The 24,480-nt window shown below is 63.6% G+C and carries 24 protein-coding genes; 19 read left to right on the top strand and 5 right to left on the bottom strand.

Going from position 1 to position 24,480, the window contains the following annotated elements:
* Nucleotides 1–30 precede the first annotated feature (30 nt).
* The 7 genes from VGN62_RS13205 to VGN62_RS13175 all read left to right on the top strand — a co-directional run bounded on the left by VGN62_RS13205 (nucleotide 31) and on the right by VGN62_RS13175 (nucleotide 7,083).
* The gene (locus VGN62_RS13205; RefSeq protein WP_327454570.1) at nucleotides 31–513 is read left to right on the top strand and encodes an A24 family peptidase; all 483 of its coding nucleotides are present in this window, start codon (nucleotides 31–33) and stop codon (nucleotides 511–513) included.
* 54 nt (nucleotides 514–567) lie between these two features.
* Nucleotides 568–1,599 (top strand): Flp pilus assembly protein CpaB, encoded by a 1,032-nt coding sequence (cpaB, locus tag VGN62_RS13200; protein ID WP_327454568.1) that lies wholly within the window; start codon nucleotides 568–570, stop codon nucleotides 1,597–1,599.
* Between the two features lies 1 nt (nucleotide 1,600).
* Complete coding sequence (locus VGN62_RS13195) at nucleotides 1,601–3,064, top strand: type II and III secretion system protein family protein (RefSeq protein ID WP_327454566.1); 1,464 nt, start codon at nucleotides 1,601–1,603, stop codon at nucleotides 3,062–3,064.
* A gap of 25 nt (nucleotides 3,065–3,089) precedes the next feature.
* Nucleotides 3,090–3,734, top strand: coding sequence for a CpaD family pilus assembly protein (locus tag VGN62_RS13190; protein ID WP_327454564.1), 645 nt, complete (start codon nucleotides 3,090–3,092; stop codon nucleotides 3,732–3,734).
* Nucleotides 3,731–5,005 (top strand): pilus assembly protein CpaE, encoded by a 1,275-nt coding sequence (locus VGN62_RS13185; protein WP_327454562.1) that lies wholly within the window; start codon nucleotides 3,731–3,733, stop codon nucleotides 5,003–5,005. The genes VGN62_RS13190 and VGN62_RS13185 overlap by 4 nt, the downstream gene beginning before the upstream one ends.
* Before the next feature lie 55 nt (nucleotides 5,006–5,060).
* A complete protein-coding gene (locus tag VGN62_RS13180) occupies nucleotides 5,061–6,026 on the top strand; it encodes a type II secretion system F family protein (protein ID WP_327454560.1) in 966 nt (321 codons plus the stop codon).
* Between the two features lie 67 nt (nucleotides 6,027–6,093).
* Nucleotides 6,094–7,083: a type II secretion system F family protein gene (locus VGN62_RS13175; RefSeq protein WP_327455021.1), complete on the top strand. Its 990-nt coding sequence runs from the start codon at nucleotides 6,094–6,096 to the stop codon at nucleotides 7,081–7,083.
* 54 nt (nucleotides 7,084–7,137) lie between these two features.
* Here VGN62_RS13175 and VGN62_RS13170 read toward each other — a convergent pair whose 3' ends face one another.
* The gene (locus VGN62_RS13170; RefSeq protein WP_327454558.1) at nucleotides 7,138–8,139 is read right to left on the bottom strand and encodes a fumarylacetoacetate hydrolase family protein; all 1,002 of its coding nucleotides are present in this window, start codon (nucleotides 8,137–8,139) and stop codon (nucleotides 7,138–7,140) included.
* A 57-nt stretch (nucleotides 8,140–8,196) separates the two neighbouring features.
* Nucleotides 8,197–8,598 (bottom strand): hypothetical protein, encoded by a 402-nt coding sequence (locus VGN62_RS13165; protein WP_327454556.1) that lies wholly within the window; start codon nucleotides 8,596–8,598, stop codon nucleotides 8,197–8,199.
* Nucleotides 8,599–8,729: 131 nt separating this feature from the next.
* Here VGN62_RS13165 and VGN62_RS13160 point away from each other — a divergent pair, with 131 nt between their 5' ends.
* The 4 genes from VGN62_RS13160 to VGN62_RS13145 all read left to right on the top strand — a co-directional run bounded on the left by VGN62_RS13160 (nucleotide 8,730) and on the right by VGN62_RS13145 (nucleotide 11,080).
* On the top strand, nucleotides 8,730–9,980 hold the full coding sequence (locus VGN62_RS13160) for a sensor histidine kinase (RefSeq protein ID WP_327454554.1): 1,251 nt from the start codon (nucleotides 8,730–8,732) through the stop codon (nucleotides 9,978–9,980).
* 187 nt (nucleotides 9,981–10,167) lie between these two features.
* Entirely contained in the window at nucleotides 10,168–10,374 is a 207-nt protein-coding gene (locus tag VGN62_RS13155; RefSeq protein WP_327454552.1) for a cold-shock protein, read from the top strand.
* 4 nt (nucleotides 10,375–10,378) lie between these two features.
* The gene (gene infA / locus VGN62_RS13150; RefSeq protein WP_327454550.1) at nucleotides 10,379–10,642 is read left to right on the top strand and encodes a translation initiation factor IF-1; all 264 of its coding nucleotides are present in this window, start codon (nucleotides 10,379–10,381) and stop codon (nucleotides 10,640–10,642) included.
* Between the two features lie 225 nt (nucleotides 10,643–10,867).
* Entirely contained in the window at nucleotides 10,868–11,080 is a 213-nt protein-coding gene (locus VGN62_RS13145) for a hypothetical protein (protein ID WP_327454548.1), read from the top strand.
* A gap of 11 nt (nucleotides 11,081–11,091) precedes the next feature.
* On the opposite strand, the gene VGN62_RS13140 is transcribed toward VGN62_RS13145, so the two are convergent.
* Nucleotides 11,092–12,408, bottom strand: a complete 1,317-nt coding sequence (locus VGN62_RS13140; protein ID WP_327454546.1) for an aspartate aminotransferase family protein — start codon at nucleotides 12,406–12,408, stop codon at nucleotides 11,092–11,094.
* 164 nt (nucleotides 12,409–12,572) lie between these two features.
* On the opposite strand from VGN62_RS13140, the gene VGN62_RS13135 reads away from it, so the two are divergent.
* The 8 genes from VGN62_RS13135 (at nucleotide 12,573) to VGN62_RS13100 (ending at nucleotide 21,997) form a co-directional block, all read left to right on the top strand.
* Nucleotides 12,573–13,919 (top strand): glutamine synthetase family protein, encoded by a 1,347-nt coding sequence (locus VGN62_RS13135; RefSeq protein WP_327454544.1) that lies wholly within the window; start codon nucleotides 12,573–12,575, stop codon nucleotides 13,917–13,919.
* Between the two features lie 14 nt (nucleotides 13,920–13,933).
* Nucleotides 13,934–15,202 (top strand): FAD-binding oxidoreductase, encoded by a 1,269-nt coding sequence (locus VGN62_RS13130; protein ID WP_327454542.1) that lies wholly within the window; start codon nucleotides 13,934–13,936, stop codon nucleotides 15,200–15,202.
* Nucleotides 15,199–16,482, top strand: coding sequence for an aspartate aminotransferase family protein (locus VGN62_RS13125; protein WP_327454540.1), 1,284 nt, complete (start codon nucleotides 15,199–15,201; stop codon nucleotides 16,480–16,482). Before VGN62_RS13130 ends, VGN62_RS13125 begins: the two co-directional genes overlap by 4 nt.
* A 7-nt stretch (nucleotides 16,483–16,489) precedes the next feature.
* Nucleotides 16,490–17,881 (top strand): glutamine synthetase family protein, encoded by a 1,392-nt coding sequence (locus VGN62_RS13120; RefSeq protein ID WP_327454538.1) that lies wholly within the window; start codon nucleotides 16,490–16,492, stop codon nucleotides 17,879–17,881.
* A 105-nt stretch (nucleotides 17,882–17,986) separates the two neighbouring features.
* The gene (locus VGN62_RS13115) at nucleotides 17,987–19,093 is read left to right on the top strand and encodes a spermidine/putrescine ABC transporter substrate-binding protein (RefSeq protein ID WP_327454536.1); all 1,107 of its coding nucleotides are present in this window, start codon (nucleotides 17,987–17,989) and stop codon (nucleotides 19,091–19,093) included.
* 23 nt (nucleotides 19,094–19,116) lie between these two features.
* A complete protein-coding gene (locus VGN62_RS13110) occupies nucleotides 19,117–20,022 on the top strand; it encodes an ABC transporter permease (protein WP_327454534.1) in 906 nt (301 codons plus the stop codon).
* On the top strand, nucleotides 20,022–20,864 hold the full coding sequence (locus VGN62_RS13105) for an ABC transporter permease (RefSeq protein WP_327454532.1): 843 nt from the start codon (nucleotides 20,022–20,024) through the stop codon (nucleotides 20,862–20,864). The genes VGN62_RS13110 and VGN62_RS13105 overlap by 1 nt, the downstream gene beginning before the upstream one ends.
* Before the next feature lie 2 nt (nucleotides 20,865–20,866).
* Nucleotides 20,867–21,997, top strand: coding sequence for an ABC transporter ATP-binding protein (locus VGN62_RS13100; protein WP_327454530.1), 1,131 nt, complete (start codon nucleotides 20,867–20,869; stop codon nucleotides 21,995–21,997).
* 87 nt (nucleotides 21,998–22,084) lie between these two features.
* On the opposite strand, the gene VGN62_RS13095 is transcribed toward VGN62_RS13100, so the two are convergent.
* Nucleotides 22,085–23,020 (bottom strand): DUF808 domain-containing protein, encoded by a 936-nt coding sequence (locus VGN62_RS13095; protein ID WP_327454528.1) that lies wholly within the window; start codon nucleotides 23,018–23,020, stop codon nucleotides 22,085–22,087.
* Between the two features lie 20 nt (nucleotides 23,021–23,040).
* Nucleotides 23,041–24,414 (bottom strand): aspartate aminotransferase family protein, encoded by a 1,374-nt coding sequence (locus VGN62_RS13090; RefSeq protein ID WP_327454526.1) that lies wholly within the window; start codon nucleotides 24,412–24,414, stop codon nucleotides 23,041–23,043.
* Between the last annotated feature and the right edge of the window lie 66 nt (nucleotides 24,415–24,480).

Genomic DNA, 24,480 nt, shown 5'->3' with positions numbered 1-24,480 from the left:
TGGTAAGCCATAATGCGTAGGAGAAAGCCGATGGAAAACGGCGCAATCTCCCTCGGCCTGATGGTCCTGCTCGGCGTGCTGATGATTGCCGCCGCGATCAGCGACCTGCGGTCGCGGACCATTTCGAACGAACTCAACGCCGTGATCGCGCTGCTCGCAATCCCCTTCTGGATCGCGAGCGGCCTCGCGGCATGGCCCGATGTCCCGATCCAGTTCGGAGCCGCGCTGGCCGTGTTCCTCGTCTTTGCCGGACTCTTCGCCATCGGCGCGATGGGCGGCGGTGACGTGAAAATGATCGGCGCCGTGATGCTCTGGATCCCGCTGCCGCTGTTCATGCCCACGCTCACCGTGATGGCCGTCGGGGGCGGAATCCTGTCCGCCATCATGCTTATCTATATGAAATTGCGACCTTCGGAAAAGGCTGCGGAGGTGCCCTATGGGGTGGCCATCGCCGCAGCAGGCCTTTGGGCGCTTCACCAACACTATCTTAACCAGTTTCAGTCTATCGGTTGAAGCTGAGGGCAAGCACCGCCGGTTCTGGTTGGTGTGAGGAGGCGAAAAATCGTCATGGATACGCGAAAGATTATGCTGATCGTCGGCGCGCTGGTGATTGCCATCAGCGCGGCGTTCGGGGTCAACCTGATGATGCGCGGGGCGGCAGCGCCGCAGGCTCGTGCAGCGGCGGCACCGGAAATTACCGGTCCGATGATTTTGGTGGCGACGCGGCAGCTCCCCGTCGGCACGATTATCGGCCCGGACAGCTTCCGGTTTCAGCCCTGGCCGAAGGAATTGGTCGAAAAGGCCTATTTCATGAAAGACAAGACCGACGTGAACACGTTGGTCGGCACCGTCGTGCGCTATCCGATCACCGCCGGCCAGCCGCTGACGCAGGGCGCGCTGGTTCATCCCGACGATCGCGGCTTCCTCGCCGCGGCGCTTGGCCCGGGCATGCGTGCCGTGACGGTCAAGGTCAGCCAGGAACAGGGTGTCGCCGGCTTCGTCTTTCCGGGTGACCGCGTCGACGTGATGCTCGCCCAGACGATCGAAGTCCAGGAAGGCAGCGCCTATCCCGACAAGCAGATTTTCACCGCCGAAACGATCGTTCGCAACGTTCGCGTGCTGGCGACCGACCAGCGTTATGACGCCGAGGATGAAACGGGCAAGACCCCGGTTCGCACCTTCGGCTCGGTAACGCTCGAAGCCACGCCCGAAATCGCCGAAAAGATCGCAGTTGCGCAGGACATGGGGAAATTGTCGCTGGCCCTGCGCCCGCTCGCCGAAAGCACCGGCGACCTCGAAAGCGCCATTGCCTCGGGCGAGATCAACGTTCCCGCCAAGGGTGGCGCGGTCGCCGAGCGCAAGATGCTGGCCGAAGCCGCCGCGCGTCCGACGGCGAGCCGTTCGTCGGCGACGACCGGTGGCGACGTCTCGCGCTTCTGGATCCCGGTTCGCGGCCGCGTGTCGTCGCCGCCGCAGGCGTCGGGCAACACCAATTCCGCTCCGTCCTATGTGGATCGCGGTGGCGCCGCTTCGGCCGGTCCGGTCGTTCGCGTGACCCGCGGCGACAAGATGACCGTCGTTCCGGTTGGGGGTAAGTAAGATGAACAGCAAAGCCAATTTCAAGGCGGTAGCCTTGGCCCGCACGCTGGCGATCGGTCTGGTCGCGACCACCCTGGTCGCCGCACCTTCGGCGCCGGTGCACGCCCAGGCTGTGCAGAACGCCAGCGGCAGCATCGACCTGTCGGTCGGCCGTGGCCGCCTCGTCAGCCTGCCGGCCTCGATGTCGGACATCTTCGTCGCCGACGACAGCGTCGCCGACGTCCAGGTCCGCTCGAACCGCCAGCTCTATATCTTTGCCAAGAAGCCTGGCGAGACCAGCATCTATGCCACCGACGCCAGCGGGCGGGTCGTCTTTTCGACCGTCGCCCGCGTCGGCAACAACATCGAGACGATCGACCAGATGCTGTCGCTGGCCATGCCCGGCGCGAGCATTTCGGCGAACACGATGAATGGCTTTGTCCTGCTGACCGGAACGGTCCAGTCGCCCGACGACGCGGCCGAGGCCGAACGGCTGGTGCAGGCATTTGTCGGCGAACCGACCAAGGTCCTGTCTCGCCTGCGGACGGCAACGCCGTTGCAGGTCAACCTGCAGGTCCGCATCGCCGAAGTTAACCGCTCGCTGGTCAAGGAAATCAGCGGCAACGTCCTGACGCGCGACAGCACCGGGGGCTTCCTCGGCGGCATATTCCGCGGGCGCCAGGCGGGAACCATCACCTATAATCCCGACGGCTCGACAAGCTTCGCCGTCAACACGCCCCCGGGGACGAGCAGCCTCGTGGGTGCGGGCCGCCTGTTCGGCCTCGATCTCATCGCCTCGCTTGACGTGGGTGAGCGGTCGGGCATGGTCGCGACGCTGGCCCAGCCCAACCTGACCGCCATCTCGGGCGAGACTGCAAACTTCCTCGCGGGCGGCGAATTCCCGGTGCCGATTCCCGGAAACTTCGCCGGCACGACGATCGAATATCGTCAATATGGCGTCAGCCTGGCCTATACACCGACGGTCCTGTCGAACGGCCGGATCAGCCTGCGCGTTCGTCCCGAAGTATCGGAGCTTTCGACCGAAGGCGCGATCCAGATGCAGGGCTTTCAGGTCCCCGCACTGACCGTCCGCCGAGCCGAAACGACCGTGGAACTGGGCTCGGGCGAAAGCTTCATGATCGCCGGGCTGCTGAACAATCGCTCTATCGGCGCGATCGACAAGATCCCCGGCCTCGGCGACATCCCCGTGCTGGGAACCCTGTTCAAATCGGACAGCTTCCGCCGCGGCGAGACCGAGTTGGTGATCGTCGTGACTCCCTATCTGGTCCAGCCGGTGTCGGCGAACGAGATCAAGCTGCCGACCGACGCCTTCCAGGATTCGAACGACCTGCAGCGCCTGCTCCTCGGCCAGACGAGCAACGGCGTGACGGGCGGCGACCGCCCCAAGCCGCGGCTCGACACCAGCGTGGGCGACGCCGATCGCCCGCGCGGCGGCGACGCGTCGCCGGGCTTCAGCATCAAGTGACGCGGCGGATTTCAGGAGCAAAGTGATGAAGAAAATCGCAACTTGGACGGTCCTGGCTCTCGCCACGTCGCTCGCTGGCTGCACGGGTGCCGCCTATAGCAACCGCAGCCTCGAATCGGTGCACCAGCCGGTCGTGCGCAACAGCATCTATCAATTCGACGTCGCTGCCGCGAACGGCGAATTGCCGCCCAGCGAACAGGGCCGCCTGCAAGGATGGTTCGATGCGATGGGCGTACGCTACGGCGACCGCGTCGCGATCGAGGACGGGTCGGCATATGGCGCCGGCTCTGCCCAGGCGACCGTCCGTTCGATGGTCGAACGCCGCGGCATGCTGCTCAGCTCCGACGTACCGGTGACCACCGGCGCGGTGCCGCAGGGCTATCTGCGCGTCATCGTCACGCGCGCGACGGCGTCGGTGCCGGGTTGCCCGAACTGGGACAGCAAATCGTCGTTCAATCCCGTCAATGCGACCTCGTCGAATTACGGCTGCGCGGTGAACAGCAACATCGCCTCGATGGTTGCCGATCCCAATGACCTGATCCGCGGCGCCAGCGAAACGGGCAGCGATCCCGCCGCCGCGACGCGCGCGATCAAGACCTATCGCACCAAACCCCAGACCGGTGCCGGCGCATTGCCCGGCGTAGCAACGAGCGGAGGAGGCAGCAAGTGAACGCTCCTTTCAAATCAGCAGGGCTGCGTGATCCCTTCAACGCCTTCGTCTGTGACGACGATACGCTGGAGTTGATCCGCGCCGCGGCCAACGACATGGGCTGGCCGATCGAAAAATGTAACAAGGGCGGCCTGCGCAACGCCGTGCAGTCGCTGTCGGTGTCGGCAAGCCCGAACATCCTGTTCGTCGACATGTCGGAATCGGGCGACCCGATCAACGACATCAACGCCCTTGCCGAGGTCTGCGAACCCGGCACGGTGGTGATCGCGGCTGGTCAGGTGAACGACGTTCGCCTGTACCGCGACCTCCTGTCGAGCGGCATCCAGGATTATCTCCTGAAACCGTTGTCGCTCGAACAGGTGCGCGAATCGCTGACCATGGCCCAGGCCATGCTGACCGCGCCGAAACACAGCGACATGTCGGACGACAAGCCGCATCACATGATGGGCGTCGTCGGCGTGCGCGGCGGTGTCGGCGCGTCGCTCGTGTCGACTTCGCTCGCTTGGGCGATCAGCGAACAGGCGGGCCGCCAGACGGCGCTGCTCGATCTCGACGTCCATTTCGGCACCGGCGCGCTGACGCTCGACCTCGAGCCCGGCCGCGGCCTGATCGACGCGATCGACAATCCCAGCCGCATCGACGGCCTGTTCATCGAACGCGCAATGGTGCGGGCGTCGGACAAGCTCAGCCTGCTGTCGGCCGAAGCCCCGATCCATCAGCCGGTGATGACCGACGGCTCGGCCTTCTTCCAGCTCGAGGAAGAGCTTCGCAATGCGTTCGAGATGACGATCGTCGACATCCCGCGTCAGGTCCTGATCCCCTTCCCGCACCTCGTGTCGGAAGCGGGTACGATCCTCCTCGTCAGCGACGTCACGCTCGCTGCCGCGCGCGACACGATCCGCCTTCTGTCCTGGTTCAAGCAGAATGTTCCTGGCGCGCGGGTGATCCTCGTCGCGAACAAGTTCCAGAACGCTATCGGCGAACTGTCGCGCAAGGAGTTCGAATCGTCCATCGAACGCCAGATCGACATCGTCATCCCGTTCGACCCCAAGATGGTCAGCCAATCCGCCAAGCTCGGAAAATCCTATGCCGAAATCTGCAAGGGCACGAAATCGGCGCAGGTCTGGACCAACTTGACGCGCCTCATTCTCGACGGCGCCGATGTCGAAGCCGAAGAGGCCCAGATCGCGGCGAGCAAAGGCAAGTCGGGCGGCTCGCTGCTCGGCAAGCTCGGCCTGATGACGAAAAAGGGCGCGAAACAGGCGGCATGACGGCGCCCGGCGCGCCGTCACCTCCACCAGCGATAGAAGCGGACATCAGCCAGTCATGAATCTGCCAGTCATCCTTATCATCGCCGGAGCCTTTCTGGCCTTTTCCCTTCTCGTGATCCTGCTCGGCGGGCCGTCGGTCGGCAAGGCAAAGACGCGGCGCCTGGCGTCGGTCAAGGACCGGCACGCCGCATCCACCGAAGCCGTGGTGGCGGCGCAGATGCGCAAGACGATCGCATCGTCGCAGGGCCATTCGACGCTGACGAACCTGATGCCGCGCCGCGAAGAGCTGGAAAAGCGCATACGCCGGACCGGCAAGGGCTGGACCGTTACGCAATATATGTTTGCCTCGATGGCCTTGTTCGTGGCCGTCACGGGCGGCCTGCTGGCCGTGCGCGCGCCAATCCTCATGGCCGGTCTCGTCGGATTGATGATCAGCCTCGGTCTGCCTTACCTGGTTGTCGGCATGGCGATCAAAAAGCGCGTCAAGCAGTTCAACACCCGTTTTCCCGACGCCATCGACCTTCTGGTACGCGGCTTGAAGTCGGGTTTGCCGGTCACCGAGACCTTCCAGGTGGTGAGCCAGGAACTGCCGGGGCCGGTCGGCGAAGAATTCAGGGGCGTCGTCGAACGCATTCGCATCGGCAATACGATGGAAGCCGCGTTGCAGGAATCCGCCGAGATGCTCGGCACGCCCGAGTTCCAGTTTTTCTGCATCACGATCCAGATCCAGCGGGAAACGGGCGGCAACCTCGCCGAGACGCTCGCCAACCTGTCCGAAGTCTTGCGCAAGCGCGCGCAGATGAAGCTGAAGATCAAGGCGATGTCGTCCGAAGCGAAGGCGTCCGCCTATATCGTTGGCGCGCTGCCCTTCTTCGTCTTCGGCGTCGTGTGGTCGATGAACCCCAGCTATCTGGCGGGTTTCTTCACCGAACAGCGTTTGATCGTGACAGGCCTCGGCGGTCTCGTCTGGATGGGCATCGGCGCCGGGATCATGGCCAAGATGATCAGTTTCGAAATCTGAAGGGGCAGACCAAGTGAACAGCAGCCTCCTTCTTTCTTCCGCATTCACCGGCGCGCAGACCGGCCCGATGATACTGGGCGTCGATGTCGTGTGGGCCGGCACCATGTTGGCCGCGGTCGGCGTCTTCGCCGTCCTGTTCGCCATCTACAATGCGCTGACGGTTCGCAATCCGATGACCAAGCGCGTCAAGGCGCTGAATGACCGCCGCGAACAGCTTAAGGCCGGCATCACCGCCTCGACCGCGAAACGCCGGGCGAGGCTGGTTCGGAAGAACCAGCATGCCGACAAGATGCGGACCTTCCTCGGCAAGCTCCAGGTGCTGCAGGAAGAGCAGATCAAGGACGTCCAGCAGAAGCTGGCGCAGGCGGGCATCCGGTCGAAGGACCTGGCGGTTGCCGTGATCTTTGGCCGCATGGTGCTGCCCATCGTTTTCGGCGGGCTTGCGGCTTTCCTGATCTATGGTCTCGACATGTGGCCCGACATGACGCCGTTCAAACGTTCGGCCATCACGATGGGCGCGCTGCTCCTGGGCTACAAGGCGCCCGACCTTTTCGTGCAGAACAAGCGGCAGAAGCGCACCGATGCGATCCGCAAGGGCCTGCCCGACGCGCTCGACCTGCTCGTCATCTGCGCCGAGGCGGGGCTCACCGTCGACTCCGCCTTTTCGCGCGTGTCGAAGGAACTGGGCCGCGCCTATCCCGAACTCGGCGAAGAATTCGCCCTCACCTCGATCGAACTCGGCTTTCTGACCGAACGGCGACAGGCCTTTGAAAACCTCGCCTATCGCGTGAACCTGGAATCGGTGAAGGGCGTCGTCACGACCATGATCCAGACCGAAAAATATGGCACGCCGCTCGCCAGCGCCTTGCGCGTGCTGTCGGCCGAATTCCGTAACGAACGCATGATGCGTGCCGAAGAAAAAGCCGCGCGCCTGCCCGCGATCATGACGGTGCCGCTGATCCTCTTCATCCTGCCGGTGCTGTTCATCGTCATTCTGGGGCCGGCGTCCTGCGCGCTCAGCGACGCGCTCTCGGGCGGCAGCTTCGGCGGCGGCTGATCCGGCGGCGACGAGAAAACAAAAGGGGCGGGAGTGATCCCGCCCCTTTTTTGTTCACCCGACCTGCTGCTCGATCGCGCCGAATATGCTGTGGTGGCGATCGTCATCCATCCAGATGCGGACCGTATCGCCCTTCTGCATGAACGGGGTTTTGGGCTCGCCCTGCTGGATCGTCTCGACTGTCCGCACCTCGGCCAGACAGCTATAGCCAAGGCCGCCCGCGGCGATCGGCTTGCCCGGGCCGCCATCGGCATCGCGGTTCGACACCGTGCCCGACCCGATGATCGTTCCGGCTCCGAGGTCGCGCGTCTTTGCGGCGTGCGCGATCAGCGCGCCGAAATCGAAGGTCATGTCGGCGCCGGCGTCCGCGCGGCCCAGCGGCTCGCCGTTGAGATCGACGCTCAGCGTGCCATGCAGCTTGCCGTCCTTCCAGCGTTCGCCCAGCGCATCGGGCGTCACGAACACCGGCGACATCGCGCTCGACGGCTTCGACTGGAAAAAGCCGAAGCCCTTGGCAAGTTCCGCCGGGATCAGGCCGCGAAGCGACACATCGTTGGTCAGGCCGACGAGCAGGATCTTCTCGCGCGCCGCGACCGGGTCGATGCCCGCCGGAACATCGCCGGTCACGACGACGATTTCGGCCTCCATATCGCATCCCCATGCGGGATCGCCGAGCGGGATCGGATCGCGCGGGCCAAGGAAGGCGTCGCTACCGCCCTGGTACATCAGCGGATCGTGCCAGAAGCTGTCGGGCATTTCGGCGCCCCGCGCCTGCCGCACCAGCGCGACATGGTTCACATAGGCGCTGCCGTCGGCCCATTGATAGGCGCGCGGCAGCGGCGAAGCCGCGTCGCGTTCGTGGAAGCGCTCCTTGGGAATCGCGTCGTGGTTCAAGTCTTCGGCCAGGGCGGCGAGGCGCGGTGCGGCATAGGCCCAATTATCGAGCGCGGCCTGCATGGTCGGGACGATCTGGCCGGCGTCGGCATACCAGGCAAGATCGTCCGAAACGACGACGAGGCGTCCGTCGCGGCCCTTTTTGAGCGATGCTAGTTTCACGAATTTTCCTTTTTCTGACGATGCGGCTGGACCGACATCGCCCGAAAGGAAGCGAAATCAGCGCGACATCGTGATCGAGGCGAAACAGGTAAAGCCGCTCTGCCCCGCCTGCAAGCGCCGGATATATTGGAGGTAGGCCTGCGACTGGTTGTAGGTCGTTCCCGGCAGCGTCTGGCCGCGAAAGGCGCGCTTGACTTCCTCGCCTGTGAACGGACGCGCCGAGCCCGGGAAGGCGCCCTTGGTTCCCGGGGGAACCAGCTTGCCCGCGGTGTCGATATATTTTCCTGCCCCCGTTGGTCCGGGCACCGGGATCTGGCAATTCATCACCGACACGGCGGTCTGTGCGAAGGCCGGACGGATCGTAAGCGCGGCCGACACACCAACGGCGCCGAGCGCCAGCATCCGGCGGCGCGTGGGAACGGATTCACCGGTTTCGGCGGGGTTGTCGCTGGCATCCATGACGCGCGCATAACCCAATGATGGCGCAAGGAAAAGCAAAACACCGCCGCGCCGTCGGCGCTTCCCGCTTTGGGACATTCGCGAGCGGCGCGTTAATTACCGTAAACATCCTTGCCTCTCCGCATCGCTTCGTGCGACGCACCGCCGCGATGCTCGATCGTCTGTCCAGCCTGGTTATCGCCCTGACGCTCGTCGCCATTGCGGCCATTTTTGCGGCGCTGTCCGGCGGCGATCCGCTGTCGATCGCGATCATGCTGCTCGCCGGCTTCATTGCCGCCGCCACCGTTTACAGCGCGCTCCCCACGGCGACGCCCGATGCGCAGGGAACCACTTCGCCGCCAGTCGAAGCGCCCCCGATATCTCTGCTCCGCCATCCGGACTTCGCGCATTGGGTCGATCAGGAAAAGGAGCCGCTACTCGGTACTGCGGACAATATCGTCACGATCGCCAACGATGCCGCAATCCGGCTGCTCGGGCGGCACATCGTCGGCGCCGACGTGCGCACCGCGATCCGCCACCCCGCTGCGACCGACTGGCTTTCGCATATCGACGGCAATGCCCCGCTCGAAACGGTCAGCCTGGTCGATTTTCCCCGCCCGGGACAGCGCTGGACGATGCGGACGGCGGTCCTTTCGGGAAGCGAACGGATCATCTTCCTCTCGGACCGCTCCGCGATCGACGCCGCCGACCGGATGCGGTCGGATTTTGTCGCCAATGCCAGCCACGAACTGCGCACCCCCCTCGCCGCCATCCTCGGCTATGTCGAGACATTGCAGGAAATGAACGGCGAAGCCGATGCGCCGACGCGCAATCGTTTCCTGTCGATCATCGACCGCGAGGCGCGGCGGATGCAGCAGCTCGTCATCGACCTCCTGTCGATCTCGCGGGTCGAGGCCGATCGTTTTCGCCGTCCTACGACGCCCGTCGATCTCGCCAGCATCGTCCAGACGACGATCATGCAATTGCGCGACAGCGAACAGGGGCGCGCGAAGGACATTGTTGCGCGGCTCGGCGATGGCCCGGCGCCTATGCTGGGGGACGAAGCGCAGCTGAAACAGCTCGCGCACAACATCGTGTCGAACGCGATGAAATATGGCCATGCCGATACGCCCGTCACCGTCGAGCTTGTACGCGAAGGCCGCCGCATACGCCTCGCGGTCAGCGACGAGGGCGACGGGATCGCGCCCGATCACCTGCCGCGCCTGACCGAGCGCTTCTACCGCGTCGACGAGGCGCGCAGCCGTTCTGTGGGCGGAACGGGGCTTGGCCTCGCCATCGTCAAGCACATCAGCGAGCGCCATCAGGGCCAGCTCGATATCGAAAGCGAACTGGGCAAAGGCACCCGTGTTTCGGTGACATTCCCGCTGTCCGGCGAGAGCTGAGCGGTGGTCGGCAAAGCGCGAATCCGGCCCTATCCTTGACTTTTGACCCGATAGCGCCCATCTTCCGGTAGCTATCGTCGCCTGCGACGGATTTTTTTGCCTGATCGGCGGACACTTCCATCTTCACGCTACCTGGCGCCATCGGCATCGGCCGGTGGTAACTCCGCTTCCGTGAAAGGAACGACCTATGCCGATCGGCACCGTAAAATTCTTCAACACCGAAAAGGGCTATGGCTTCATCGCCAACGAGGACGGCTCGGGCGACAATTTCGTCCACATTACCGCCCTCGAACGCGCCGGGATGACAACGCAGAACAAGGATCAGCGCGTTTCCTACGATCTGGAAACCGACCAGCGCGGCAAGACCGCCGCTGTCAACATCCAGCAGGCCTGATCGTTTGGCCAAAGAGGAACTACTGACCCTCGACGGCCAGATCGATGAAATCCTTCCCGACGGGCGCTTTGGCGTCATTCTGGAAAATGATCATCGGATCATCGCTTATACGGCAGGCCGGATGCGACGTTTTCGCATCCGGTCGGTCGTCGGCGACGCCGTTCGCGTCGAAATGACGCCCTATGACCTGACCAAGGGCCGCATCGTTTACCGCGATCGCGGTGCCGGTCCGGCCGGAAGCGGCCCTCGCAAGGGCAACCGGCGCTGAACACCTAACCAGAACAAAACAATGATTACAGGATATTATGAACTTTAGTTTGAATGCATTTCCTTCCCTTCTCCGGCCCTATTCCGCGATCAATGCGCGGGCCGACAAGCCAGCGCGGCGATCGCCGACGCTGTCGCGGCGCGAACTTCGCCGCCTGATCGCCCAAATGGTCGACTAACTTTCCAGCAAGCCGGCTTGCAGCCAATCAACCCAAGGATTTCCGCCATGTCGAACACCAGCGATTTCTACCTGATCCAGGCGGATAAATGCGCTGCCGACGCGGCGGAAAGCACGCTGTCGCAGGTTCGCGACCGCAATCTGCGCGCCGAACAGGCGTGGCGCACGATGGCCGAGCGTCTGATCCAGACCGAAGCCACCCGCGCGCGCCAAGTCGCAGCCGCCGCGGCCAAGGCCGAAGCGAAAAGCACCGCGGACTGACCGGTTTCCGGTCAGTCGATACGGCCCAGCAACGCCCCGATCTTCCTGAACATCTCGTCGATCTGCGACTTTTCGACGATCAGCGGCGGCGAAAGCGCAATGATGTCGCCCGTCGCGCGGACGAGCAATCCATCGTCGAAACAGCCATGGAACAATTCCATCGCACGCGCCGTCGGCGCACCCGCACGCGGTTCGAGTTCGATGCCCGCGACGAGGCCGATGGTGCGGATGTCGATGACATGGCGCGTGCCCTTCAGGCTGTGCGCCGCATCCTCCCAATAAGCGCCAAGCTCGTTCGCGCGATCGAACAGGCCCTCGCGCGCATAAAGATCGAGCGTCGCGAGACCCGCGGCGCTCGCGAGCGGATGCCCCGAGTAGGTATAGCCGTGAAACAGCTCGATCCCGCCCGGCACGCTGTCGATCACCGCATCGTGAAGTTCGCGCTTCACCGCCACCGCGCCCATCGGCACCGCGGCGTTGGTCAGGCCCTTCGCCATCGTGATGATGTCGGGCGTCACGCCCCAGGTCCCCGCCGCGGTCGCTCCGCCGACCCGGCCGAATGCCGTGATCACCTCGTCGAAGATCAGGATGATGCCGTGCTTGTCGCAGATGTCGCGCAGGCGCTGGAGATACCCGACGGGCGGAATGAGCACGCCGGTCGAGCCCGCCATCGGTTCGACGATCACGGCCGCGATGGTGTCCGCGCCGTGCAGATCGACCAGGCGCTGGAGATCGTCGGCCAGCTCGGCGCCGTGCTGCGGAAAACCGCGCGTAAAGGCGTTGCGTTCGATATCGTGCGTGTGACGGAGGTGATCGACGCCCGGTAACCCGCCGCCAAAGGCACGGCGATTATTCACGAGCCCGCCCACGCTGATCCCGCCGAAACCGGTGCCATGATAGCCGCGCTCGCGCCCGATCAACCGCGTGCGCGTCCCCTGCCCCTTTGCGCGCTGGATCGCGAGCGCGATCTTTAGCGCAGTATCGACCGATTCCGAACCGCTGTTGGTGAAGAATATCCGGTCGAGCCCTTCGGGCATCAGGTCGGCGAGGCGCTGCGCAAGCTCGAAGGGCAACGGATGCCCGAGCTGGAATGTCGGTGCGAAATCGAGCGTCGCGGCCGCCTTCGCAATCGCGTCGGTGATTTCGGGGCGGCAGTGGCCCGCGTTGCTGCACCACAGCCCCGCGGTGCCGTCGAGGATCGCCCGCCCGTCGCTGCTCCGGTAGTGCATCCCGCTCGCCGACACGAGCTGGCGCGGGTTCGCCTTGTACGAACGATTGGCGGTGAACGGCATCCAGAAGCTTGCCAATTGGTCGTTATCACCCCGCATAGCAGTACATCTCCCTTGCCTCGACGAAGCGCGCAATCTGGCCGGGTGCCGCGCCGCTGGCAATGCCGAAAATGGCCGATAACGGCCCCTCTGGCGCATCGCCGAACCATGCGATACGCTGCCTGCTCCACAACGGGCCGACTCCTCGGCCCAATCGGGGGCGCATGTCAGTCAATCTGGAACAATGGATCAGCGACCATAAGATCGACGAAGTCGAATGTATCGTCCCCGACATCAACGGAGTCCAGCGCGGCAAGGTGCTGCCCGCCAAGAAGTTCCTCTCCTCGGTCAAGGACAAGTCGCTGCGCATCCCGGGCAGCGTCTTCATCTGCACGATCGACGGCCACTATCCCGAAGATATCGACGACATCTGGGACAAGGACCCCGACAAGATATTGATCGCCGATCCGAGCACGATCTGTGTCGCGCCGGGCTTCACTTCGCCGACCGCCTTCGTCATCGCAGACGCCTTCAACGGCGATGGGACCGAGGTCGAGATTGCGCCGCGCACGATCCTGAAAAAGGTGTTGGACCTCTATGCGGAAAAGGGCTGGAAACCGATTATCGCGCCCGAGGTCGAATTCTACCTCGTCTCGCAGAATGCCGACCCCGATTTCCCGCTGACCCCGCCGGTCGGCCAGTCGGGGCGCAGCGAGAGCGCGAGCCAGCCTTACGGGCTGGAGGCGATGAACGAATATGAGGATATCATCGATCATATCTATGACGATTGCGAGCTGATGGGGCTCGATATCGATACGATGATCCACGAGATGGGCGCGGCGCAGCTCGAGGTCAATTTCGAGCATGGCAATCCGCTCCGCCTCGCCGACGAGGTCTTTCTGTTCAAGCGTGTCGTGCGCAACGTCGCGAAGCAGCACGACGTCTATGCGACCTTCATGGCGAACCCGATGGCGGGCCAACCCGGGAGTGCGATGCACATCCACCAGTCGGTCGTCGACGCCGCGACCGGCAAGAATCTCTTCTCGACCGCCAACGGCCGCGATAGCGCGATGTTCCGCAGCTATATCGCGGGACTGGTGCGCTACATGCCGCAAATCTCGCCGTTGTGGGCGCCGAATGTGAACAGCTTCCGCCGCATGCGCCCCGACAGCGCCGCGCCGATCAATGTGCAGTGGGGCGAAGACAACCGCTCGTGCGGGTTCCGCGTGCCGATTTCGGACAAGAACAACCGCCGGGTCGAAAACCGCCTGCCCGGCGCGGACAGCAATCCCTATCTCGCGATCGCCGCGTCGCTGATCTGCGGCTATATCGGCATGGTCGACCGCATGGTGCCCGCCAAGCCGATCACGGGCAGCGCATACAACCGCGCGCGCACCCTGCCCCGTACGCTCGAAGCCGCGCTCGACCGCTTTGCTTCGTGCAAGAAGGTTCGCAACCTGCTCGGCGACGATTTTTTCGAAATCTTCTTCGCGGTGAAGGACTATGAGCTGTTCAATTACCAGTCGGTCGTGTCGAGCTGGGAACGCGAACATCTGTTGATGCGGGTCTGACCCGCACCGCCGCCATGATCGACCCGCTGAATCACAGCTATTATGCCGCGACCGCGAACGAATGGCGGCCACGGGCGTTTGAAGGCGACCTGGAATGCGATGTCGCCGTGCTCGGTGGCGGTTTCACTGGCCTTTCGGCGGCACTCGCCTGTGCCGAACGAGGCTATTCGGTCATCGTCGTCGAAGCAGAGCACATCGGTTTCGGCGCATCGGGCCGCAATGGCGGGCAATTGATCCCCGGCCTCCGCTGGACAGCGTCCGAACTGGAGGCCGAGTTCGGCCGCGAGCGGGCGGACGCACTCTTTGACCTGTGCTGGCGGCAGAACCGGGTGAAGGCGCGGATCGAGAAACACGGCATCGGATGCGATCTCAGGACAGGGCATCTTGAGGCCGCCTGGACGCCCAAGGATTTCGACACGATGAAGCGCGAGGCCGAGTATCTTGCCGCACGCTTCGATTATGCAAGCGATGTCATCGCAAAGGGCGACATGGCAGCGCATATCGCCAGCCCGCTCTATCATGGCGGCCTCCACGACCCACAGGGCGGCCATTTCCATCCGCTGAACTATGCGATCGGACTCGCAAGAGCGGCCGAAGCGGCCGGTGTCCGCATCATGGAGGGCGAGCGCGTCAACCGGATCGCCCTTTTCAACGACGGGTCGAGCGAACTGTTCACACTCAAGACAATCGTCGGCGCGCGCTACGTCATCGATGCGACCGATAGCTGGATCGGCGACGTCGAGCCCGACCTTGGCCGCTACACCGTGCCGATCATGAACTATAATGTTGCAACGGCTCCGCTTGCGGATGCCGATGCGCTGCTCCCCAGCGATGCGGCGGTTGCCGACAGCCGCTTCGTACTCAACTATTTCCGCCTGTCCGCCGACAAGCGCCTCATCTTCGGTGGCGGCGAGCGTTATTCGCAGACCCCGCCGCGCGACATCGCCGCGTTCGTGCGGCCCTTCATGGTCGAAGTGTTCCCCCAGATCGCCGACGCACCCATCGACTATGGCTGGGGCGGCGCGGTTGCCGTGACGATGAACCGCCTGCCGCACATCGGGCGGCGCGGGAACGTCTTTTACGCGCACGGGTTTTCGGGGCATGGCGCGCTGGTGACGACGCTCGCGGGCGAACTGATCGCCGAGGCGATGGCGGGGACCGCCGAACGTTTCGACGTCCTCGCGAACCTACCGTCAAAGCCCTTCCCCGGCGGCAAATGGCTGCGCCGGCCGCTCGCGAAGCTCGGGCTGCTCTGGTATGCGATGCGGGACAAGCTCGGATGATATCCGGCGCCGCAATCGCGCGCGTCGCTAACCGCGAGGCCGAACGCTTCCGCGCTGCGAACCCCCGTGCCTTCGCGCACCATGCGGCCGCGAAGGGCTGGTTTCAGTCGGTCCCGTTCCACTGGATGCGCGACTGGCCGAGCCCAGTGCCGATCGTCGCCTTCTCGGCAAAGGACGCGACGCTGACCAGCATCGACGGTCAGATCTATGACGATTTCTGCCTTGGCGACACCGCGAGCCTGTTCGGCCATTCGCCGCCGGCGCTCGCCGCCGCGCTTTCGGAACGGCTGGCGGCGATGTTCAGCCTTCCGCAATGGCAGGTGACGACCACCGCCAGCGAGGCCAATCGCGCGGTCATCCGCTGGTGCCGCGGGATCAGCGGACGAGCCAAAATCCTGACCTTCAACGGCGCCTATCACGGCGCAGTCGACGATGCCTTCGTCGACCTGAAAGACGGCATGCCGACGATGCGCGCCAGCCTCGTGGGTCAGGTCCATGATTTGCGCACCACCACCACGGTGATCGAGTTCAACGACGAGGAAGCGCTGGCGGCCGAGCTGCGCCGAGGCGACGTCGCCTGCGTGCTGGCCGAGCCGGTGATGACCAATGTCGGCATGGTGCTCGATGCGCCGGGCTTCCTCACGACACTGCGACGACTGTCCGACGAGACCGGCACGCTGCTCATTTTCGACGAAACGCACACCATCTCGTCCGGTTATGGCGGGCACGGCGTCTCCCATGGCCCGAAGCCCGACCTGATGGTCGTCGGAAAGTCGATCGGCGGCGGCGTACCGTGTGCGGTCTATGGATTCAGCACGGACGTCGCCGACCGCATGGCCGCGCTCAACGCCGCACGCCCGTCCGGGCATAGCGGGATCGGCACCACATTGTCGGCCAACGCGCTCGCGATCACCGCGATGGATACCATGTTGTCCGATGTCATCACGCCGGCGGCTTATGACCGGATTCTGCCAGGCGCCGCGCGGCTCGTCGGGGGACTCGAGCAGGTCATCGCGGCTTCCGGCCTCGACTGGCATGTCACACAGGTCGGCGCGCGCGTCGAGTTTCTTACCTGTCCCGCGCCGCCCCGAAACGGCAGCGAAGCGAAAGCCGCGATGCACCCCGAACTCGAAGCGGCAATCCACCTCTTCCTCGCCAATCGCGGGATTCTGCTGGCGCCGTTCCACAATATGATGTTGGTGAGCCCCGTGACCGGCGGCCATCAGATCGACCGGCTGGTCGGCGCCTTTGCCGACTGCGTGCGGGCATTGAAGGAGTAGAGGGGCGATGTCGAAGTCATCGGGCGTGATCGCGCCGCGTTCGGAGGCGGAAGCCTTTTTCAAGGACAATCCCGACGTCGATTCGATCGAGATGATCTACACCGACATGGGCGGCGTCCCGCGCGGCAAGCGCCTGCGCCAGCATGAAGTGCTCGCAGTATACGAAAGCGGCCGCATGTTCCCGGGCTCGATCACCGTCGTCGACATCACCGGACAGGACACGGTCGAGACAGGCCTTGTCTGGGAAGATGGCGACGCCGACCGGTCGATGAAGCCGATCCCCGGCACGCTCGTCCGCACACCGTGGGGCGGCGATCATGCCGCGCAGTTCCTCGTCGATTTCTACGAACTCGACGGCACGCCGCACGACCTCGATCCGCGCCACGTCCTCGGCCGCGTCATCGACCGCTATACCGCCGATGGCCTCACCCCCGTTCTCGCGGTCGAGCTCGAATTCTACCTCGTCGATCCGCGCCGCGCGCGCGACGGCAAGGTACGCCCTGCCCGCCCGGCGTACAGCCGCGACACGCCGCGCAATGTCGAGGTTTACGGCCTGCGCGAACTCGATGATTTCCGCCCTTTCTTCGATGCGCTCTACGCCGCCACCGACATTCAGGGCCTGCCGCTCGAAAGCGCGATCTCCGAATTCGCGCCCGGTCAGTTCGAGCTGACCTTGCGCCACAAGCCCGACGCCCTGCGCGCCTGCGACGACGCGATCATGTACAAGCGCCTCGTCAAGGCGATCGCGCAAGCCCAGGGGCTAGAGGCCACCTTCATGGCCAAGCCCTTCGCCGAACAGGCGGGCAGCGGCATGCACATCCATGTCTCGGTCGACGACGGGGCGGGCAACAATATCTTCGCGAGCGACGACCCCGAAGGCACGCCTGCGCTGCGCCACGCCATCGGCGGGATGATCGGCAGCGTCGGCGACGGTTTCGCGCTCTTCGCCCCGCACGCGAACAGCTATCGCCGCTTCAAGGCGAACAGCTATGCCCCCGTCGCGCCGACCTGGGGGGTCAACAACCGCACGGTATCGTTCCGCATTCCCGCGGGACCGCCACCGAGCCGCCATGTCGAACATCGCGCGTGCGGCGCCGACGCGAACCCCTATCTCGCAGTCGCGGCGGTCCTGGCCGGGATGCACCATGGTATGATGAACAAGGCCGATCCGGGCGCCGCGGTCGTCGGTAACGGCTATGACCGCGACAACAGCGGCGACGACAAGCCGCCGTCGAACTGGTTCGCGGCGGTCGATCGCTTTCACGCGTCGAAGCTGATGCGCGCCTATCTGGGCGACCGCTTCGTCGACATGTTCAGTATCGTGAAGCGGGTGGAGCAGGACAATTATTTCAGCGTCGTCCCGACGCTCGATTACGACTGGTATCTGCGCAACGCCTGATCGCATTGGAACAAAGTTTCAAAGAATCTTGGTGCAGCGCAAAAAAGCTCTTTCCAAGCCGCCCGGATTGAGTCAGCTTGACGTCACATACAGGGAGGCTGCGCCATGGATCCGTTCGAACTGATCAAGCAAACCCGCGGGCGTCGCTCGCTCCTTCAGGCGCTGGGTGTCGCGGCGGTCGGGATCAGCTTCGGCGGTCTCGCGGCGTGCAGCAAGGAGGGCGGCAAGAAGCTCTCCAACGGCGAGGAAGCCAAGCTCAACTTCTATAACTGGGATACCTATATCGGCGAGAATACGCTCGATAATTTCAAGGAAGCGACGGGCGTCGACGTCACGATGGACCTGTTCGACAGCAACGACGTGCTGTTCGCCAAGTTCAAGGCCGGCAATCCGGGCTATGACGTCATCGTGCCGTCGAACGATTTCGTCGAGCGGATGAGCAAGGCCGATATGCTGCTGCCGCTCGACCACGCGCAGATTCCGAACAAGAAGAATATCGACCCCGCCTACATCAACGTCGAATATGACCTGCAGCGCAAATTTTCGATGCCCTATACGTGGCTCGCGCTCGGCATCGGCTATCGCAAGTCGAAGGTGAAGGCGGCGCCCGACAGCTGGAAAGTGCTGTTCGACAGCCCCGAATATGCGGGCCGCATCGCCTGGCTCTCCGAAGCCGGCGACATGTTCCGTCTCTATGGCAAATATCTCGGAAAATCGGTCAACGCGCTGACCCCGGCGGACATCGCGACGATCGAAAAGATGATGATCAAGCAAAAGCCCAATGTGAAGAAATTCCACGAGGACGACGGGCAGGACCTGCTGCTGAAGGGCGACGTCGACGTCGTACTCGAATATAATGGCGACATCGCGCAGGCGATGGTCGAGGACAAGGATATCGATTTCGTCATCCCGAAAGAGGGCAGCCAACTTAATTCGGACAATCTGTGCATCCCGAAGGGCGCGCCGCATCCGAAGAATGCGCACGCCTTCATCAACTATATCCTCGACGCCAATGTCGACAAGGAAATCACCGAGACGATCCTCTACCCGACGCCCAACGCCGCGGCGAAGGCATTGATGCTCGACAGCTACAAGAACAACCCGGTGATCTTCCCGCCCGCCGAGGCGCTGGCGAAATGCGAATATGCGCGCTTCAACCCCGAACTCCAGCCGCTCTACGAAGAAGCCTTCACACGGGTGCGGGCGGCCTGACGGTCTGAAGGGGGCATCGGGGGGTGGCCGAACAGGACTGGAAAACGAACAGACGGGTTTTTGCAGCAGTATCGCTGCCGACCTTGTTCTGGATCATCGTCTTTTTCCTCGTCCCGATGGCGATCGTCTGGCTCTACAGCTTCGGAGAGAATAAGGGCCTGACCGAGATCAGCATCTCGGGCACGCTCGACAATTACAAGCGCGCCACCGAGTGGCTCTACCTTACCATCTTCGGCAAGAGCTTCGCGGTCGCGGCGCTTGTCACGCTGATCTGCCTGATTATCGGCTTTCCGGTCGCGATGGCGATCACCTTCGCCAGTGAGAAATGGCGGCCGTGGCTGCTGCTCGGCATCATGCTGCCCTTCTGGACCAATTTGCTCATCCGCACCTATGCGCTGATGATGCTGCTCGGGACGCAGGGCTTCGCGAACAAGGGCCTCGGCGCGCTCTGGGAAGGGACAAGTTGGATCAAGACGCTCGTCGGGCTCCAGCCGCTCCCGACATGGGAACCGGTGCAGCTGCTCTTCAACAATTTCGCGGTCGTGTTCGGGCTCGTCTATGTCCATCTGCCCTTCATGGTGCTGCCGCTCTACGCCGCGCTCGACCGGCTCGACCGCAGCCTGATCGAGGCGAGCCTCGACCTCGGCGCCGGCCATTTCCGCACGATCATGCGCATCGTCGTTCCGCTCGCCGCGCCGGGCATCGTCGCCGGGGTGATGATCACCCTGATCCCCGCATTGGGCGCCTATCTGACCCCCGATTTGATGGGCGGAACCGACAGCCAGATGATCGCCAATGTCATCGAACGCCAGTTCAAGAAGGCGAACGACTGGCCCTTCGGCGCCGCCCTCTCCTTCTTGCTCATATACGCAATGTTCGCGCTGATCGCGATCCAGTCGATGCGCAGGAAAGTACCCGAGGTCCGCTGATGGCGCTCTTCGCCCGCACACCTGTCGCGCCGCTCGAATACAGCCGCACCTTGTGGATGCGCCTCTGGGTCGGCGCGGTGATGGTCTTCCTCTATGCTCCGCTGATCGTGCTGATGATCTTCAGCTTCAACGACAGCAAACGCAATGTCGTGTGGCGCGGCTTCACCACCAAATATTATGAAAAGGCGCTCAGCAACGATCAGCTCGTCGAGGCCTTGCTCAATTCGCTTACCATCGCGGCGCTCGCGACGATCGTCAGCCTTATGCTCGGCGCGGTCGCGGCGGTGATGCTGTGGCGCTTCCGCTTCCCGCTCAAAAGCGCGGTCGACGGCACGATCTCGCTGCCGATCATCGTCCCCGAAATCTGCCTTGGCGTCGCCTTCCTGATGTTCTTCGCCGCGGTCGACTGGCCGACTGACCTCGTCTGGCCGTTCAACCTCGGCGCGATCACGATCGCCCATATCACCTTTTGCTTCCCTTTCGTGACGATGGTCGTGCGCTCGCGTCTCGCGACCTTCAATCGCGAGCAGGAGGAAGCCGCAAAGGATCTTGGCGCCAGCGAATGGCAGGTTTTCCGCGACGTGCTGATCCCGCACATCAGGCCGGCACTGGTAGCCGGCGCGCTGCTGTCCTTCACTTTGAGCCTCGATGATTTCGTCATCACCTATTTCACCAGCGGCCCCGACACGATCACCTTCCCGGTGAAGGTCTATTCGATGGTGCGCTTCTCGGTGACGCCCGAGGTCAATGCGGCATCGACGTTGCTCATCATCCTGACCGTCATCCTGACCTTCGTCGCGCTGAAGCTTCAGGGCGTGAAAGCCATTGCGGAAACCCACTGACCATGACCGACCCCGCCAAACCGATCATCCAGATCCAGAACGTCTCGAAACGCTTCGGCAAGGTGACCGCGGTCGACAATGTCAGCCTCGACATCAACGCCGGCGAGTTCTTCGTGCTGCTCGGCCCCTCGGGATGCGGCAAGACGACCCTGCTCCGCATGATCGCCGGCTTCGAACTGCCCACCGAGGGCAAGATATTGATCGACGGGCAGGATATGTCAGGAATCCCGCCGAACAAGCGCCCGGTCAACATGGTGTTCCAGAGCTATGCCGTGTTCCCGCATATGAGCGTCGCCGACAATGTCGCCTATGGCCTGAAGATCGCGGGCGTGAAGGGCGGCGAGATCAAGGATCGCGTTGCCGAGGCGCTTGAGCTGGTGAAGCTCGGCGGGTTCGAAACGCGTATGCCCGACCAGATGTCGGGCGGCCAGCGCCAGCGCGTCGCCCTCGCACGCAGCCTCGTGATGCGGCCCAAGGTGCTGCTGCTCGACGAGCCGCTGTCGGCACTCGACGCAAAGCTTCGCGCGCAGATGCAGTTCGAGCTGTCCGAGTTGCAGGAAAAGGTCGGCATCACCTTCGTCACCGTCACCCACGATCAGGACGAGGCGCTGTCGATGGCGTGCCGCATCGGCGTAATCAACAAGGGCGAGGTGGCGCAGCTCGCGACCCCATCCGACCTCTACGAATATCCCGCCAACCGCTTCGTCGCCGATTTCGTCGGGTCGGTGAATATCTTCGAGGGCAAGCTGACGCTCGATGAACCCGACAAGGCCGCAGTCGATTGCCCGGGGCTTGGCAAGGTCTATCTCAATCACGGCGTCACCGGCCCGCACGGCGCCGACGTCTGGGTCGCGTTGCGACCCGAAAAAATCTATCTCCACGTCCCCGGCGCGGGCAAGGCGGTCACGGCCGCCGCGCAGGACGCGCCCGACGGCCACAATTTCGCGCGCGGCAAGATCAAGGGTATGTCCTATCTCGGCGATATCACATTGTTCGAGATCGAGCTGGAAACGGGCGCCCGCATTCGCGTGTCACGCCCGAACCTGTCGCGCCACGACCAGGAGGATTTCACCTGGGACGACAAGGTCAGCATGCACTGGCGCGCCGATAGCCCAGTGGTGTTGCTGGGCTGATCTTTCCAGTCGTCACCCCGGAACCGAATCCGGGGTCCATGACTTCGATGCCGCGATATATCCCGGATCAAGCCCGGGATGACGAGACTAGTGGGTCTTCTTGCCTGGTATCAGGTGTAAGACACCGACGATAACGCCGCCAAGCAACAGGCCAAACACGCCTGCTCCGCCCGCGTTGATGAGCCATTCCCAGACTCCGGCCCCCGGTAGGCCGCCGGCGACCGAGTGTGCGAAATCGTGGAGTCCATGCCCGATATTGCCGATATGATACTCGTCGAGGCCATGCAGGAAAATCTGGCCGCCGACCCACAGCATCGCCGCGGTGCCGATCAGCGCCAGCGCCGACAGCAATTTGGGCATGAAGGACACGAGTCCACGCCCGATCGCCTTGCGCGCCGCATTGCCTTCCTTCGCCATATGCAGACCGATATCATCCATCTTCACGATCAGCCCGACGACGCCGTAAACCGCAATGGTGATCGCGATCGCAACCACTGCGAGCGTCGCGGCGCGCATCGCGAAATGCTCGTCGAGCACTTCGTTGAGCGCGATCACCATGATTTCGGCCGAGAGGATGAAGTCCGTGCGCACCGCGCCCTTCACCATCGCCTCTTCATGGTCCTGATCGGCGACGACCGCGGCATCCTCGGCGAGGCTCGTCTTGTCCTTCTGCAACGAGTGCAGCACCTTTTCGGCGCCCTCGAAGCACAGATAGGCGCCGCCGATCATCAACAGCGGGGTGATCGCCCACTGTGCGACGGCCGACAACAACAGCAGTGCGGGCAGGATCAGCACCAGTTTGTTGAAGATCGACCCCTTGGTGATCCGCCAGATGATCGGCAGTTCGCGGTCGGGCGTAAAGCCGGTGACGTAGCGCGGCGTAACCGCGGTATCGTCGACGACCACGCCCGCGGCCTTCACCCCCGCTTTCGACGCCGCAGCACCGATGTCGTCGATGCTCGCCGCAGCGACCTTGGCGATCGTCGCAATATCGTCGAGCAGGGCAAAAAGGCCGGAGGGCATAGAGGTTTGATCTTTCCTGTTTAAAGCGCGCGGAGTTTCGGCATCACCTCATCGAGAGATTTGCGGATGATGGCAACCATCTCGTCAATCTGTTCTGGGGTGATGATCAACGGCGGGCACATGACCAGACTGTCACGGATGCCGCGGACCATCAGGCCGTTCGCAATGCACGCGTCGCGCGCCATTGGTCCCGCCGTGCCTTCGGCGCCGCCGAAGCGGGCGCGCGTAGCCTTGTCGGCGACGATCTCGACGGCGCCGAGCAGCCCGACCGAGCGCGTCTCGCCAACGAGCGGATGATCGTTCAGCGTCGCCAGCGCCTTGGCGAGATGCGGCCCGGTGACGCCGCCGGTGCGCTCGACAAGGCCTTCGCGCTCGATGATCTCGATATTCTTGAGCGCGACCGCCGCGGCGACCGGATGACCCGAATAAGTGAAGCCATGGACAAAATCGCCGCCGGTCTTGAGCACATCGACGACATGGCTCGCCACTGCGGTCGCCGAAATCGGCAGATAGCCCGACGACAGACCCTTCGCCATCGGCATCAGGTCGGGGGTGAAGCCCATCGTTTCATGCCCCCACATCTTGCCGGTACGCCCGAACCCGCAGATCACCTCGTCGGCGACGACGAGCAGGCCATATTTGCGCGCCACGGCCTCAACCTTAGGCCAATACCCCTTGGGCGGGATAATCACACCGCCCGCGCCCTGCACCGGTTCGCCGATAAATGCGGCGCAATTTTCGGGGCCGACCTCGAGAATCTTGTCTTCGATCGCCTGCACGCACGCGTCGCAGAACTCCTCCTCGCTCATCCCCTGCCCTTCGCCGAAATAATAGGGCTGGCGGACATGCTCGACGCCGGGGATCGGCAGATCGCCCTGTGCGTGCATCGTCTTCATCCCGCCCAGCGAGACACCCGCGACGGTCGAACCATGATAGGCGTTCCAGCGGCTGATAAAGACCGTTCGCTTCGGTTCGCCTTTGAGCTTCCAATAATGGCGGACCATGCGGAACACCGTGTCGTTCGCTTCGCTGCCCGAGGCGTTGAAGAAGATGTGCGGCAGGCGGTTGCCCGTCAGGCTGGCGATCTTTGCCGCAAGCGTCACCGTCGGCGGCGTCGCGGTCTTGAAGAAGGTGTTGTAAAAGGGCAGCTCGCGCATCTGCGCGGCCGCCGCCTCGACCAGTTCCTCGCGGCCATAGCCGATGTTGACGCACCACAGGCCCGCCATGCCGTCAAGGATGCGGTGACCATCGCCGTCGTGGATATAACAACCCTCGGCATGGGTGATGATCCGGCTGCCGCCAAGCTTTTCGATCTCGGCCCAGTCGGCCTGCGCGGGAAGGTGGTGCGCGACGTCGAGGCGGCGCAGTTCGGCGATGTCGTGATTGCGGGGCATGATAAAACTCCTGATTATCTGGAAACGGAAAGAAGCCGGATCCGGAACATCAGGGCGAGAAGCAGA

The sequence above is a fragment of the Sphingopyxis sp. genome, assembly GCF_035998905.1.
GTDB lineage: Bacteria > Pseudomonadota > Alphaproteobacteria > Sphingomonadales > Sphingomonadaceae > Sphingopyxis.
This window is presented reverse-complemented; position numbering and strand designations above follow the sequence as displayed.